15 protein-coding genes and 1 tRNA gene are annotated in these 14,495 nt (G+C 56.1%); 8 read left to right on the forward strand and 8 right to left on the reverse strand.

Translation table 11 applies throughout. The features are described from left to right. Positions 1-3: 3 nt before the first annotated feature. The 5 genes from KHU30_RS20545 (at position 4) to KHU30_RS20565 (ending at position 3,606) form a co-directional block, all read left to right on the forward strand. Positions 4-1,407 carry a cytochrome b gene (locus KHU30_RS20545; protein WP_211444451.1) on the forward strand — a complete coding sequence of 468 codons (1,404 nt, stop codon included), beginning with the start codon at positions 4-6 and terminating at the stop codon, positions 1,405-1,407. Between the two features lie 16 nt (positions 1,408-1,423). Beyond that, positions 1,424-2,206 carry a cytochrome c1 gene (locus KHU30_RS20550; protein ID WP_211444452.1) on the forward strand — a complete coding sequence of 261 codons (783 nt, stop codon included), beginning with the start codon at positions 1,424-1,426 and terminating at the stop codon, positions 2,204-2,206. An 81-nt stretch (positions 2,207-2,287) separates the two neighbouring features. Beyond that, positions 2,288-2,899, forward strand: coding sequence for a glutathione S-transferase N-terminal domain-containing protein (locus KHU30_RS20555; RefSeq protein WP_038485359.1), 612 nt, complete (start codon positions 2,288-2,290; stop codon positions 2,897-2,899). A gap of 96 nt (positions 2,900-2,995) precedes the next feature. Next, a complete protein-coding gene (locus KHU30_RS20560) occupies positions 2,996-3,505 on the forward strand; it encodes a ClpXP protease specificity-enhancing factor (RefSeq protein ID WP_211444453.1) in 510 nt (169 codons plus the stop codon). 25 nt (positions 3,506-3,530) lie between these two features. Next, positions 3,531-3,606: transfer RNA gene (locus tag KHU30_RS20565), tRNA-Thr, on the forward strand. Positions 3,607-4,284: 678 nt separating this feature from the next. Here KHU30_RS20565 and KHU30_RS20570 read toward each other — a convergent pair. From KHU30_RS20570 to KHU30_RS20595, 7 genes are all read right to left on the reverse strand, one after another. After that, positions 4,285-5,268, reverse strand: a complete 984-nt coding sequence (locus KHU30_RS20570) for a hypothetical protein (protein ID WP_211444454.1) — start codon at positions 5,266-5,268, stop codon at positions 4,285-4,287. An 11-nt stretch (positions 5,269-5,279) separates the two neighbouring features. Then, positions 5,280-5,858: a hypothetical protein gene (locus KHU30_RS20575; protein WP_211444455.1), complete on the reverse strand. Its 579-nt coding sequence runs from the start codon at positions 5,856-5,858 to the stop codon at positions 5,280-5,282. Between the two features lie 559 nt (positions 5,859-6,417). Further along, complete coding sequence (locus KHU30_RS20580; RefSeq protein ID WP_211444456.1) at positions 6,418-6,915, reverse strand: phage tail protein; 498 nt, start codon at positions 6,913-6,915, stop codon at positions 6,418-6,420. Next, positions 6,893-7,051 (reverse strand): Rz1-like lysis system protein LysC, encoded by a 159-nt coding sequence (gene lysC / locus KHU30_RS25790; RefSeq protein ID WP_407928109.1) that lies wholly within the window; start codon positions 7,049-7,051, stop codon positions 6,893-6,895. The genes KHU30_RS20580 and lysC overlap by 23 nt, the downstream gene beginning before the upstream one ends. Further along, positions 7,014-7,265 (reverse strand): hypothetical protein, encoded by a 252-nt coding sequence (locus KHU30_RS20585; RefSeq protein WP_211444457.1) that lies wholly within the window; start codon positions 7,263-7,265, stop codon positions 7,014-7,016. The genes lysC and KHU30_RS20585 overlap by 38 nt, the downstream gene beginning before the upstream one ends. Before the next feature lie 231 nt (positions 7,266-7,496). Continuing rightward, on the reverse strand, positions 7,497-7,805 hold the full coding sequence (locus tag KHU30_RS20590) for a panthothenate synthetase (RefSeq protein WP_211444458.1): 309 nt from the start codon (positions 7,803-7,805) through the stop codon (positions 7,497-7,499). Between the two features lie 120 nt (positions 7,806-7,925). Continuing rightward, the gene (locus KHU30_RS20595; RefSeq protein WP_211444459.1) at positions 7,926-8,882 is read right to left on the reverse strand and encodes a LysR family transcriptional regulator; all 957 of its coding nucleotides are present in this window, start codon (positions 8,880-8,882) and stop codon (positions 7,926-7,928) included. 155 nt (positions 8,883-9,037) lie between these two features. Between KHU30_RS20595 and KHU30_RS20600 the strand changes: the two genes are divergently transcribed. The 3 genes from KHU30_RS20600 (at position 9,038) to KHU30_RS20610 (ending at position 13,141) form a co-directional block, all read left to right on the forward strand. Then, positions 9,038-9,973 carry an alpha/beta fold hydrolase gene (locus KHU30_RS20600; protein ID WP_211444460.1) on the forward strand — a complete coding sequence of 312 codons (936 nt, stop codon included), beginning with the start codon at positions 9,038-9,040 and terminating at the stop codon, positions 9,971-9,973. A gap of 87 nt (positions 9,974-10,060) precedes the next feature. Next, entirely contained in the window at positions 10,061-11,128 is a 1,068-nt protein-coding gene (locus KHU30_RS20605) for an alpha/beta fold hydrolase (protein ID WP_211444461.1), read from the forward strand. Positions 11,129-11,374: 246 nt separating this feature from the next. Next, positions 11,375-13,141 carry a tannase/feruloyl esterase family alpha/beta hydrolase gene (locus KHU30_RS20610; RefSeq protein ID WP_407928110.1) on the forward strand — a complete coding sequence of 589 codons (1,767 nt, stop codon included), beginning with the start codon at positions 11,375-11,377 and terminating at the stop codon, positions 13,139-13,141. Between the two features lie 130 nt (positions 13,142-13,271). Here KHU30_RS20610 and KHU30_RS20615 read toward each other — a convergent pair whose 3' ends face one another. After that, positions 13,272-14,492, reverse strand: a complete 1,221-nt coding sequence (locus KHU30_RS20615; RefSeq protein WP_230427495.1) for an ABC transporter substrate-binding protein — start codon at positions 14,490-14,492, stop codon at positions 13,272-13,274. Positions 14,493-14,495 lie beyond the last annotated feature (3 nt).

Genomic DNA, 14,495 nt, shown 5'->3' on the forward strand with positions numbered 1-14,495 from the left:
ACCATGGCATTCCACGAAAAGCAGCTGCCGGCCGATGCTCCCATCGCCGAAAAAGCCTTGAACTGGGTCGATGCGCGTTTCCCCGTGACTTCCACCTGGAAGGCGCATCTGTCGGAATACTACGCGCCAAAGAACTTCAATTTCTGGTACGCCTTCGGTTCGCTGGCGCTGCTGGTGCTGGTGATCCAGATCGTCACCGGAATCTTCCTGGTGATGCATTACAAGCCGGACGCCACCCTGGCTTTCGCCTCGGTCGAATACATCATGCGCGACGTCCCTTGGGGCTGGCTGGTGCGCTACATGCACTCGACCGGCGCTTCGGCCTTCTTCATCGTGGTCTACCTGCACATGGTGCGCGGCCTGCTGTACGGCTCGTACCGCAAACCGCGCGAACTGGTATGGCTGTTCGGCGTCGGCATTTTCCTGTGCCTGATGGGCGAAGCCTTCATGGGCTATCTGCTGCCATGGGGCCAGATGTCGTATTGGGGCGCGCAGGTGATCGTCAACCTGTTCGGTGCGATTCCTTTCATCGGCCCTGACCTGTCGCTGTGGATACGCGGCGACTACGTGGTGTCGGATGCTACCCTGAACCGCTTCTTCTCGTTCCACGTGATCGCGATTCCGCTGGTGCTGATCGGCCTGGTGGTGGCCCACATCATCGCCCTGCACGAAGTCGGCTCGAACAATCCCGACGGCGTCGAGATCAAGGAAAAGCTGGATGCCAAGGGCGTGCCGCTGGATGGCGTGCCTTTCCACCCTTACTACTCGGTGCATGACGTGATGGCGGTTGCGGTGTTCCTGATCGTCTTCAGCGCCGTGGTGTTCTTCGGCCCGGAAATGGGCGGCTACTTCCTCGAGTACAACAACTTTGTCCCGGCTGATTCGCTGAAGACGCCGCCGCATATCGCACCGGTCTGGTATTTCACGCCTTACTATTCGATCCTGCGGGCAGTGACTTCGGACTTCATCATTTATCTGCAAGCCGGCGTTGCCGCCTTCATCGCGCTGCTGTGGTTCAAGTCAACGCTGAGCAGCATGATCAAGATTGCCGCCACCGCCGTCGGCGTGGCGATCATCGGCGCCATGTTCATCTTCGACGCCAAGTTCTTCGGCGTCGTCCTGATGGGCGTTTCGGTCGTGATCCTAGCCGGCCTGCCTTGGCTGGATCATTCCAAGGTCAAGTCGATCCGCTATCGTCCGAGCTGGCACAAATATGTCTACATCCTGTTTGCGATCACCTTCGTGGTGCTCGGTTACCTTGGCGTGCAGCCGCCATCGGCAATCGGCGGCTATGTATCGAAGGTCTGCACTTTCATCTACTTCGGCTTCTTCCTGCTGATGCCATGGTGGAGCGCCGCCGGTACCTTCAAGCCGGTGCCGGACCGTGTTGTTTATCACCCGCACTAAGCCAGAGGATAAGAACATGACATTGCTTAAAAGCGCATTGATAAAAAAATTAATGGCGACTCTAGTGCTGCTGCCGGCGCTTGCCTTTGCCAGTGAAGAGGGCGGTTATCCGCTGGATACCGCTCCACCGCAGGGCAACAACCTGTCGGCGCTGCAGAACGGCGCCAAGCTGTTTGTGAATTACTGCCTCAACTGTCACTCCGCTTCGTCCATGCGCTACAACCGCCTGCGCGATATCGGCCTGACAGAAGAGCAGATCAAGGACAACCTCCTGTTCACCAGCGACAAGGTCGGCGGCCTGATGACCATCGCCATGGCGCCGAAAGACGGCAAGGAATGGTTCGGCGCCGCGCCGCCCGATTTGTCGGTGATCGCCCGCGCCAAGGCATCCGGCGCCGGCAGCGGCCCGGACTGGCTGTACACTTATCTGCGTACGTTCTACAAGGATGACAGCCGTCCCAGCGGCTGGAACAACATGGTTTTCCCTAACGTCGGCATGCCGCACGTGCTGTGGGAACTGGAAGGCATTCGTACTGCCAAATACGAAGACGTAAAAGATCCTCATGAAGAAGGCAAGATGGAGCACAAGTTTGTCGGTTTCGAGCAGCTCAAGCCAGGCAAGATGAACAAGGTCGAATACGACGTTGCAGTCGCCGACCTGGTTTCCTATCTTGAATGGATGGGCGAGCCTGCTCAGAATACCCGCAAGCGCCTGGGCGTCTGGGTACTGCTGTTCCTCGGCATGTTCTTTGTTCTGGCATGGCGCCTCAACGCGTCATACTGGAAAGACGTTAAGTAGTTCATATCCGCGATTTTGCGGATATGCGTTTTGGGGTGAGCCGTATGGGTCTCACCCTTTTGTTTCTAAGGAACTATAAAAATGATGGTTCTCTATTCGGGTACAACCTGCCCATTTTCACAACGCTGCCGTCTCGTTCTGTTCGAGAAAGGCATGGACTTTGAAATTCGCGATGTCGACTTGTTCAACAAGCCGGAAGACATCTCGACCATGAACCCTTATGGTCAAGTGCCGATCCTGGTCGAGCGCGACCTGATTCTGTACGAGTCCAATATCATCAATGAGTACATCGACGAACGTTTCCCGCATCCGCAGCTGATGCCGGCCGATCCGCTGATGCGCGCCCGTGCGCGTTTGATGCTGTTCAACTTTGAGAAAGAATTGTTTATCCACGTGCACACGCTGGAAAACGAGAAAACCAAAGCAGCAGAGAAGAGCCACGACAAGGCACGCTCGGAAATCCGCGACCGTCTGACCACGCTGGCGCCTTTGTTCCTGAAGAACAAATACATGCTGGGCGACGAGTTCTCGATGCTGGACGTGGCGATTGCGCCATTGCTGTGGCGTCTGGATCACTACGGCATCGAACTGTCGAAGACGGCTGCGCCGCTGATGAAGTATGCTGAGCGTATCTTCTCGCGCCCGGCCTACATTGAAGCGCTGACGCCGTCGGAAAAAGTCATGCGTCGTTAAGATGTTGCTGTTCGCTGTCCGGTATCGCCGCTGGCGATGCGGGACAGCCCTTGCTCAGTTGTTTCTCAATCATTTGTACCGAACCAAGTAGCTGCCATGTCCGAAACCTCTACCAAACCGTATCTGTTGCGCGCCATTTATGAATGGTGCACCGACAATGGCTACACCCCCTATCTGGCGGCCAGGGTAGATGCGCACACGCGCGTGCCGATGCAATTCGTCAAGAATGGCGAGATTGTATTGAACATCAGTTTCGAAGCCACCAGCGGCTTGAAGATGGATAACGAGTTCGTCAATTTCAGCGCCCGTTTCGGCGGCGTATCGCGCGACATCTCCGTGCCGGTCGACAATGTGATCGCCATCTATGCCCGCGAAAACGGCCAAGGCATGGCCTTCGAACCATCGGCCCCGGCCGAGTCCGATCTCAGCGGCGCCGCGCCCGAACCTGAGCTCAGCACCGAGCCGTCAGCCACGGTGACGCCGATTTTGACTTCCGTACCGTCGCCAAGCAGCGATGCCAAACAGAATTCGCCTGAAACAGACCCCGAAAAAGATCCGGAACCACCAAAAAAAGGTGGAAGACCTACCCTAACGCGAATTAAATAGGTATAATTGCGGTCTTCGCAGTTTAGCTGGCTTAGCTCATCTGGTAGAGCACCTGACTTGTAATCAGGGGGTGGCGGGTTCAAGTCCTGCAGCCAGCACCAATATCTAAAAGGCCCACCGTCTGGTGGGCCTTTTTCTTTTGTTCCGCAAAAATCATTTTGTAGGCTTGACTAGCTTACCCTGCGGTGTCGAACATAGTGTGCAGTCATTGTCGCGGTTGCGTGCCCTAGCTGGTCCTGTGCGGCAGAAATACCGTCAATTTCTTCTTTATCGGTTCCCGCTTTCGCCCGTAAATCACGGAATTGGAATTCCTTTATTCCGGTTGCTAGTTCGGGGTGGGTATTGATGGCGACTTCCCTGGCGCGTGTAAATAAGCTGCGCAACGTGGTCGCGTTCATTGGGTACGCGCCCCAGCTGATGCGCCTCCTTGGCGTACTGCTGCATACGCTTGTTCGCGTCACCCAGCACAACGGTCGGATCTGGACCGGTGAAACTGTATAGCTTGGCATGCACCTGATAGCGGGTTGATATCCACGTTGCCAACTGCCAAGGAATGTTTTGTTGCGAGGTGGCGTACTACAGTGTCGGTCTGGAAAAAAGAACGCGGCGACGCGAGGAGTGTTTGTACACTATCCGCGTCGCCGTACCAGCTGATGAGGCTGTAGACAAGACCAAACCTACGAGTCTAGTGCAGATCAGGCGAAGGCAATCATACTTGCGCTGTGTAAAACTCAATGCAGAAAATCCGTAAATCGCTCGATCGATTCACATTCGCAAATCTAATTTGGCTTTAGAAAAGCATCCACGCTTTTGCTTTGGATCGCCGTCATAATTCGATCTCTATATTTCAACAAATCCTGAAAAGAAGAAGCGTTGTTGGCATACGTAGTGTTTTTATAAAAATCGGACAAATTATCAAAACACTGACCTTTTGTGACGCATTGAAGTTCAATGATTGAATTTGTTTGATCGCATACCATTCCAAACGAGCATGAGGCCAATTCCCAAGCATCAGTCAGCGGTGAATTTGCGGAGTTTTGTGGATAAAAATGACCATCCAACCAATAACCAACGCCACCTTCCGGAGTTTGATACGTTACGATTTCTCGACCGAAAACACTTATTACGCCGGGATCTTGCAAATTACTGATCTCTTTAAAAAATTGCTTTCTGGATTCCGACGAAATGTTGCGATCCGGGCCAGCGTTTCCAAGGATAAGAGCAAAAGAAATATCTACTGTACGTAAGATATCTTTATCGTCCCTCTCTCTCCTGACCAGTTCACTAATAGTATCTGTAGAAAAATCATTATCAGAAAATCCTTGGCATCGGATTTTTATACGGTTATAACTTGCAAGTCTTTTTCCGTAATTAATCGAATCTTCTTTTCCATCATTCCCTGGTTCTGGCAAATTACGCAATTCTCTGCATAAATTGAGCGCACTTATTGCATAGCCGATGCCTCCTGCTTCTGGATGATTTTTTGCCGACTCCGCGAAGGCGTGTAGATCAGTGCTGGCATAAAAAGCTTTTGCCATTGCGACGGTGGGCTTTTCGTTTGATTTACCTGTTTGGCCAGCTAAAACCGTATTTTCTAATCTTGCCCCATCTTCCACTGAGCGTCCTACAGCCACGCTTTGATTCTGTATTGACTGTTGCCCATCTGCCGCATCTTGACCCTTTGTGAAATGCCATGCATAACCGGCGATAGAAATGCCAATGACCAGAAAAATCAGCGCTTTGATCTTAATCGAATTTTTCATATAACCTCTAATTAACCGTAATTGGGACAATCCGGACTCGGTTTAGCGACTCCATCGCCGCCATAGAATCCCGTATTGGAACCCGGTATAACGGAAATGCTGCCTATTGCTGGATTTGCCGTCCACCATTCCCAGCCACCATCTGCATAGGCGACCTTAAACACGTATTGCCTTTTTGGATTGAAATACCCAAATAGGGCGCTGCCAATTCTCGCTGCAGGACCTTCTTTTACATTCCACATTGCTTTGAGTTGATTGGCGACAGCCCATCGCTCATCTTGGCTTGATCTTGACGTTACATTTCTCATTTCTTGGGGCAAATCTGGATTGCATCGTATGTCACTATTCTTGCTTTGCTTTTTTTGCTCGGCAATTAGGTCGGACGGACTGCCTGGAGTTCCACCTCCTCCATCTCCACCCCCTGCAGAAGGGCCATCAGGGTCGCCATAATATGGGCCTGATGGGCGGTCGGGTCTAGGCGCAGTAATGATGACGGTATCAATTGCACTGGCTGAGCTTCCATAAAATAAGCTAATTATTAAAGAGAATATTATCCTGCGTCCAAAAGGACATTTAGCTAAATGGTTCACACAATCCTTTTCTGTTAGTTAAAGACTTATCGCAACAGTACCGAGGTCGATATTTGCGGCTTCGCCTGTTCTGCAATTTATGGATCAAAGATCGAGCATGACTGCTCATATGTGTTGCCAATTAGAAATGAGAAAAGTGCCACTCTTTTTGTGAGATTTGTATTTATTTATTAAGATTTCATGAATATTTACGCCAGATATCGCGAAACTGGATGAAACGTCGATTGTCGTCACGCTTATCGGCAATGACCTACGAACTAAGAATTTGACCTGGCGATGAAATTTTCTTAAAAAGGACTATTCAGATGTTTGAGTAAAGAATGCCGAATCACTGCGTGGTCAGTCACATTAAATTCAAGTAGTGCTCGAGTCGGGTAGTGATATGTCGCCTTTTTTTTGCAACCTTGTCGGTCAATCCCTCCTGATGCACGCGGGCAATCCGCGCAACGCGCCCAAGGAAGCCGACTGAAAGCTGATTTTCGTCCTGCTCGATTTTGAGATTTTTTAGCGTGCGGTCTTCTCAAACATGGCGGCTTTCTGCCGTTTGATTCTCCCTTTCTTACCCCGTGGATTCTTGCGCTGCTTGCGCGCCGCATAGGGCGCGCCGTCCAGCGCCTGCATAGGCTTGCCAGAAATCAGCGGTATTTGCTGGTGTGGGTTGCGGCTCGGCCAGGTGCAACACTTCCAGCCGACCGGCGCCGGCTGGTTTCACTATCACCCGCTCGGTCAGCGCCAGTGTGATCGGCAGGTCTACCGACGCGTGGTTGTTGTAATCCACATCAAAGCCGATGCCGGTCTTGCGCAGCTCGACATTGTCCAGCAGGTCGCGCTGGCGCACCTGCACCCAGGCCAGCAACGGGACCATGATGGCATCCTCGCTGCTAGCGTAGTCGGTGATGATGATGTTCAGCTTATAGCGATATTCAAACGACAGGGAAGCGGTGCCGGTCGCCACCGTGTTGCCACCCTCCGCAAAGACCAGCAGCTTGTCGGGGTTCTGCTGCAATTCAGCGCTGGCGGCTGTCAGATGTGCACTAAGGCTTTTTGGCTTGTACACGTTCGGCGTCCTCCTGACAATCAGCAACGGCGCCCATCTGGGCCGCACAAATGCCCCGCGCAGCTTCTGCGCGCTCCAGGGCAAGCAACAACGCGCCGTTAGTTCTGGACGCCGTCGCCGGCAGTTTGCAGCGCATGATCGCTGGACAGGGGGTGACTGTCAGCGTCGGCGCCGGTGGCGGCTTGCAGCTTGGCGGCGGCCTTCTTGTCCTTGGCCGCCGCGTCGGTCAAGGTCTTGATGGTGCCGTCGCGATCGCCTGTGATCTGTTTGGCGGTCTCGGCACGTTCCTTGGCAGCGGTCAGGCTATCCCGCTGGACATAAATCACCAGGCACAGCGCGTCAATTCCCAAGAGGGATATCGAAATTATCGAATTGCGGAACTGAAAACTCGGTAAGTAATTGAAAGGAATCAATTTCCCGTTGGACTTGTAATCAGGGGGGTGGCGGGTTCAAGTCCTGCAGCCAGCACCAGAATTTAAAAGGCCCTCAGAAATGAGGGCCTTTTTCTTTTGCGCCGCGACTTGTCATTACGGCGCCTAATGCAGCTCAGCGATTGCGTTGTGCTGTCGCTTTAGGGCGTCCTAAAATGCCCATTTTCTGCCAAGCTCTTCAAGCCCGGCCCTCTTCAAGTCCTCTGGCGTCATGACCACTCTTAGCTCCACATTGGCATTGAAAGTCAGGAACCATGGCTCGGCAAGCATGGGGATTTTCGAAGGGTCATCGAGGCTGACGATCAGGAGGGCTGTTCGCTGCCCGTGCTGTTCGGTGAAATAGGCTGCCTCCGGTTTTAACTCATCCAGAATCTGGCCCATTTTCTTGCTGGCCGAGCCGTCCCTGATAGCTGCGTTGAATTCGGTATTAGGAAATTTGACGTTCAATAGCATCCGCACGATTGTCTCCTTAGAGATTTGAATGACTTCCCAGCCAAAGATCTTGATTCACTCCTGTAAAACCTTTTCATTGTAGGTTTACTGGTCAATTTAGCCACCCGTCATTTCGATCCGATCAATCTAGTTGCATTCAGGCACCGTCCGGTTTGGGCCGAGGCTGACGGCTGCTCCTTCCGATTTGTTGACATGATTTCTTAGCTCATCGATGAACACCCGCGTCTTCTTCGGCCGATGCCGCGCCGCCGGAAACACCGCATGAATCCCGCCATCCGGTAATTCCCACTCCGGCAGCACGCGCAGCAGGCGACCAGCGGCAACATGCTCGGCCACTGCAAAATCCGTCAAGACCGCCAGCCCGGCCCCCGCCAGCGCGGTGATGCCGGCGGCATAAGCGGTGTTCGCGGAAAACGTCGAATTGAAGCGTACGGTTTGTTCGGTCTTGCCTTGGGTCTTGAAGGTCCAGGTCAGCGGCTGCGGCAATACCGATAGCGCTACAAACGGCAAATCTTTCAGATCATCCAGCGTCCGCGGCATGCCAACCCGTTCAAGAAACTGCGGGCTCGCCACCAGCCAGTGCTCGAAGCTGCCGATGCGGACGGCCTGGTGGCCGGAGTCGGCCAGCCGTCCTATGCGTATCGCTACGTCGATGCCGTCCGCGACCAGGTCGAAGAAACGGTCGCCGGCCAGCAATTCTATTTTGAGGCGCGGGTAGTGCAGCTGCAGGGCGACAGCCACCGGCGCGACTACCGTCGCGCCATAGTCGATCGGCGCGGTGATGCGCAGGGTGCCGCGCGGCTCCTCCGTGTCGTGTCCGGCGGCGGAGATCGCAGTCTCAGCATCGCTGACGATGCGTCGGCTGGCTTCGTAAAAGGCTTCGCCGGCGTCGGTCAGGTTAAGGCGGCGCGTGGTGCGCACCAGCAGGCTGGCGCCGATTTCGCTCTCCAGGCGCTGCATGTGGGTGCTGACCATGGTCTTGGTCAGGCCCAGCCGATTGGCCGCGGCAGTGAGAGAACCGGCTTCCACCACCGTGACAAAGACCAGCAGGCGATTGAGATTGACTGAGGAAAGATTTGCCATATTGGGCGCCTGTTTATTGTCCATTAATGATGGACATTGTTTTAGTAATTATCCATCTTATCAATGCTAGTGGATACAGGTATATTTCTCCCATGGAATATTTAAAAGAAGTCAAAAACTACCGGCTCGCACCTATTCCCCCTCAGGAGAGATTCATGAAATCGACATTCATCGGACTATGCATCGCGTTGTTTTCCTCGCTGGAGGCGCAGGCCGCGACGCAAGTGGCTTACCGCACTCAGGACGTGGACGGCATCAAGATTTTCTACCGCGAGGCAGGCAATCCGGCCAATCCGACCATTCTGCTGCTGCATGGCTTTCCATCGTCATCGCATATGTACCGGGATCTGATTCCTGCGCTGATGGGGAAATTCCACGTGATTGCGCCCGACTATCCGGGCAGCGGCTACAGCGAGGTGCCGGAAGGCGTGCCGTTCACGCCGACGTTTGACGGCCTGGCCGATGTCATGACGCGTTTCTTGGAAAAGAAGGGGCTCACGAAATTTGCGCTGTATGTCCAGGATTTCGGCGGGCCGGTCGGCTTCCGCATCGCGGCTAAGCACCCTGAGTGGATTTCCGCCCTGGTCATCCAGAACGCCAATGCCTACAAGGAAGGCTTGTCCGCCCAGCTGGCAAGCGACATCAAGCAGCTCAGCGTCGGCATCAATGCCGAGACCGAGCAAGCCATGTCGCAGGTGCTCAGTCCGCAAGGCGTGCAATTCATGTACAAGACCGGCGCCCGCAATCCCGAGCAGTTGAGTCCCGATGCATGGATGCATGACCAGGACGGCTTGCAGAGCGTGCTGAATCGCAAGATCCAGATGGGGCTGCTGGTCGACTACCATACCAACGTAGAACAATATCCCGCCTGGCATGCTTATTTCCGCAAGAGCCAGCCGCCGACGCTGATCGTCTGGGGCAAGAACGACCCCTTGTTCATCGAAGCCGGCGCCAAGGCTTATCTGCAGGATATCAAGAACGCCGAGCTGCACCTTCTCGATAGCGGCCACTTCGCACTGGAAGAAGACTCGGCGGAGATCGCCAGCCGCGTCACCAGCTTCATCGAGACTCGCGCAACGCTGACAAGGTAATTGCCTTCATGCTGCCTGCCACGAACGGCAGGTTGCGCGTGATGAACCAATATCGCTTCGACAAATTCTGATAAAAGAGAGAAGAAAATGAAAGCCAGATCCAGCCAGTTCGGTATTAAAAAAATCGCTGCATTTGCATTGACCGCCGCAATGTTTGCCGGGCTTCCCGCCAGCGCGCAGACGCAGGCCAGTCCCGAGGCGCCTGCCAAGACAGGCATAGAGATGCATGGCAAAGGGCAGTTTGCTCCTTCGCGGTACGGCAAAATCTATTATGAAACCGAGGGCTCCGGGTCGCCGGTCTTCCTGATCGCCGGCGGCCCGGGCTCAAGCCACGCGTCGTTCCATCCGTGGTTCTCCCGGCTCGCCGCGGAACATACCGTCGTCTATCTGGATAATATCGGCAGAGGCCGTTCGGACAGGCTGGATTCGAAGCGCGCCTCGGAATATACAGTTCAACGCGACGCCGAGGACATCGAAGCCTTGCGCATCGCGCTGGGCTATGAGCGCATCTCGGTGCTCGGCCATTCGTACGGCGGCATGCCTGCGCTCGCATATGCGCTGAAGTACCCGCAGCATGTCTCCAAGCTTGTGCTGTCCAGCACGATGCTCAATGCGCACAGCTGGCAGCAGAATATCGACAGCGTCAATTTCACCGCGCGCAACCAGTTTCCCGAGATATGGCAGCAACTGATGCAGCTGCGCGCGCACGGCGTCAAATCGAGCGCGCCGGAATATGGGAAGCTGTATGGAGAGACCGAGCTGGACATCTACTGGCGCGATCCGGATATGGAAAGCAAGCTGTATAGCTCCGGCGACCCGGCCGACGCCGCCAATTCCGATGTCTACCTCAGCTTCATCGGCCAGGATCCCGAGTGGCAGGTGGGCGGCACCATGAAGCACTACGATCCGCGTGCGCGCATGCAATCTTTCACAGTCCCGACCCTGGTCGCCGCAGGACGTTACGACCGCGTCGGCACGCCGAAGATCGCCAGCGAAATCAAGGCAGCGCTGCCTGCCGCCAGCAGCAGGATGATGGTCTTTGAACGCAGCGGACACCGGCCATGGGTGGAGGAAACGGATGCGTATTTCAATCTGCTGAAGGAATTTCTCCAAAGCGACGATGACCGTGCCGTGCAAAAAATAAGCGCGCAATAGCAAGCAGCACGGCATGCGGCGAAGTGGGTATTTGAGGATTGCGGCCTGCGGCGGCCGCACTCTTCTCGTTTTCAGCGCGCAGGGAAAGCGCCGCCTGTCGTCCGCCGTGCTCGCTTAAATGAACTGCATTGCCCGGTAACTAGGGCCTCTTAATTTTGCCGTCCCGATGAATTCCGCCAGACTGGTTTATTGTTACGTGAGTTGAATAGATAGCCACGACCAACACTTACTGGAGGAGCTGCACTCATGATGAATCGAGGAACATTTCTGAGAACGTTTGAAGCCCCGGGCTCTGGCAGTAAAACATACGGCATCAATGCGCGGCTTTACCGCTTGTATGCATTCCCGCTCTTGCTGGGAATGGCTCTGCTGTCCGCCGGATGCAGCAGCGAGTTGCAAGCCGGCGCCGGACCACTCAGCTGTCCTCAGCTAAACGGCATGGCGATCTCCGCCCAGGCCATCGGCTTGCCGACCACGGGCGCAATCGTGACCGATGCGCACAGCGTACCGGCTGCCGGCGCCGGCGTGGCGGCGACGGGTGAGTATTGCCTGGTGAAGGGCGAGATCGATCCGGTCGATCCGGCGGCGCCGAAAATCAAATTCCAGCTCGATCTGCCGACCGCCTGGAACCACAAGGCGCTGATGTTCGGCGGCGGCGGGTATAACGGCACTGTTCCCGATGTCAGTGGCAATGTCCCTGCCGGCCCGCTGGATCAGGCCAAGCCGCTGGCGCGCGGCTACGCAACCTTTGCCAGCGATTCGGGGCACCAGGCCAACCAGACGGGCAGCCGCGACGGTTCGTTCGGACGGAACGACGAAGCCTTGCAGAATTTTGCCGGCGACGCGCTCAAGAAAACACGCGATGTGGCGATCCATCTGATCGGGCGGTATTACGCCAGCGGCCTGCCGCAAAAATCCTACTTCGCCGGCGGTTCGACCGGCGGCCGCGAAGCATTGGCGGTGGCGCAGCGCTGGCCGCAGGACTGGGATGGCGTGATCGCGCTTTATCCGGCCTGGGCCGCGGCCAGCCTGGACCTGCAGTTCGGCCGCATCACGCGCGCCTTTGCCATGCCGAATGCCTATTTGAACCTGGCAAAGCGCAAGACGCTGTACGACGCGGCGATGGAAGCCTGCGACGCGCTGGATGGCGTCAAGGACGGCTTGATCAGCAACATGCAGGCATGCAACAGCCGCTTCGATCCCGCCAGCGCGATGCTCAACGGCGCGCCCTTGCGCTGTGCCGGCGGCGCAGATACGGGCGACAATTGCCTCTCCGATGCGCAGATTGCTGCGTTGAAGATCTATAGCACCGCAATCACGTTTGACCGCCCGCTCGGCAGCGGCGAAACGCAATTTCCCGGCTTTAATGTATGGGGCGCCGATCTCGGCCTGGCCGGCGACTCGGCGGCGCAGAAGACGGTAAGATTGCTGGCCATGGGCGACAGCCAGCCGGCGCAACCCATGCCGGCCGATGCGCCATACTGGGCGACGTTCTGGGATCAATGGGCGAAGCATTTCATCACGCGTGATCCGGCATTTGATTCCCTGTCGCTAGATCCGCAGCATGCGGGCGCATGGCAGGCGCGCATCGATCAGCTCACGCTCATGCAAGATATCAACAAGACCGATTTGTCGGCATTCATGGCCAAGGGCGGAAAAATCCTGATGGCGCACGGCATGTCGGATGCCTTGGTCAGCACCCGCTCCAGTGAGGATTATTTCCGGCGCCTGCAGTCCACCATGGGCAGCACTGCGGTTGACAGCTTCGTCCGCTACTACGAAATCCCCGGCTATGGCCATTCCTTGTCGACGGTCTTCAATGCCGCATGGGATTCGCTGACGGCGCTGGAGAGCTGGGTGGAGCAGGGCAGCGCCCCGGCAGCGCAGGTCGTCTCGGATACGGCTGGCGTCCCGGGCCGCACCAGGCCGTTGTGCGAATTTCCGGCATGGCCGAAATACAAGGGCGCGGGCGATATCAACCTGGCTGCGAGTTTCAGTTGCGCTACGCAGTAGCGGATTCAGCGCTGCCTAATTTCCCGGGAACGCGATCCATATAATCCCGGGCCAGCTGGCCCGGAGCTTTTCAGCTGCCTCGGGATTCAGGCATCGGGCTGGTAACGCTAACTGCCCGGCGCCGGCGATATCAGTTGCTGGCCTTCTTGGTGCGCGTAATCGATCCGCTGCTGGCATCTTCCTTGTATGCGTACGCTACCTTGCCGTTGCGGATTTCACCCATGACGATCATGTTCAGGTCGATGGCTTCGTGGTCGGTCGGCGAGAACGGCTTGAAATAGCGCGAAACCACGGTAGAGGTGGTGTGCACCTGCAGGTTCTCCAGCGCATCCTTGACCTTGCCGCCGTCCACCGAGTTGGCCTGGAATATCGCCAGCGTAATCAGGCGCAAGGCGTCATAGGTCTGCGCCGCGGCCACGGCGGAAGGAATGTGGTTGGTCTTGTTCACATTGCGATAGGTCAGCGAGAACTGGTTGCTGACCGAGCTCAGTTCGTTTTCGATGAAGGTCACCGAGCTGCGCACGCCTTCCGCTCCCTGGCCGGCCTTGTCGATAAAGGTTTGCTGCGACATGCCCCAAGGTCCGACGATCGGCAGGCGCAGTTTCAGCTTTTCCGCGCTTCTCACCACCATTGCGCCCTCGGGAGCCAGGCAGTACATCACGACAGCTTGCGCGCCGTTGTCGCGGGCGTGCTGCAGCTGCGTCGTCATGTCCTGGTCGCCGACCTTGAAACTTTCCACCAGGACCGGTTTGATGTTGCGCCGTCCCAGCTCGGTCAGCATGCTTTGCTTGCCGAACTGGCCGTAGGGGCTGTCATCATGCAGCAGCGCGATCTTGTCGATCTTGCGGCGGTCGATCACATCGTTGAGGATCACGATCGGCTGCAGCGCATCGCTGGCGGATGTGCGGAAGATATAGCTGACCGGATAGGCCGGCGGCATGAAGGATTTGGTGATGGTGGCGCCGGTGGCGCCCGTGACGATCAGCGGGATCTTGGCTTCCTGGAACAGTTTCGCCGCTGGCAGGGCGACGCCGGTATTGCCGAAGCCGACCACGGCGACGACGCCGTCCTTCTCGATCATTTCCTTGGCCATGGCGGAACCGATATCGGGCTTGGCGCGATCGTCGCGCTCGACCAGCTCGATCTTGCGGCCGAGCACACCGCCGACCTGGTTGATGTCAGCCAGGAAGACCCTGGCGCCGCCTATCATGCTTTGCCCCATGTCTTCCGAGGGGCCGGTGATCGGGCCGATGACGCCGATCTTGATGGGCGGCAGTTCGGCCTGTGCGCTTGCGCTGAATCCTAATGCTGCCAGACAAAAAATGAAGCCATATGTACTGCGGTTTTGCATCAC

Source organism: Collimonas humicola, from assembly GCF_018304945.1.
GTDB classification, from domain to species: Bacteria; Pseudomonadota; Gammaproteobacteria; order Burkholderiales; family Burkholderiaceae_D; genus Collimonas; species Collimonas humicola.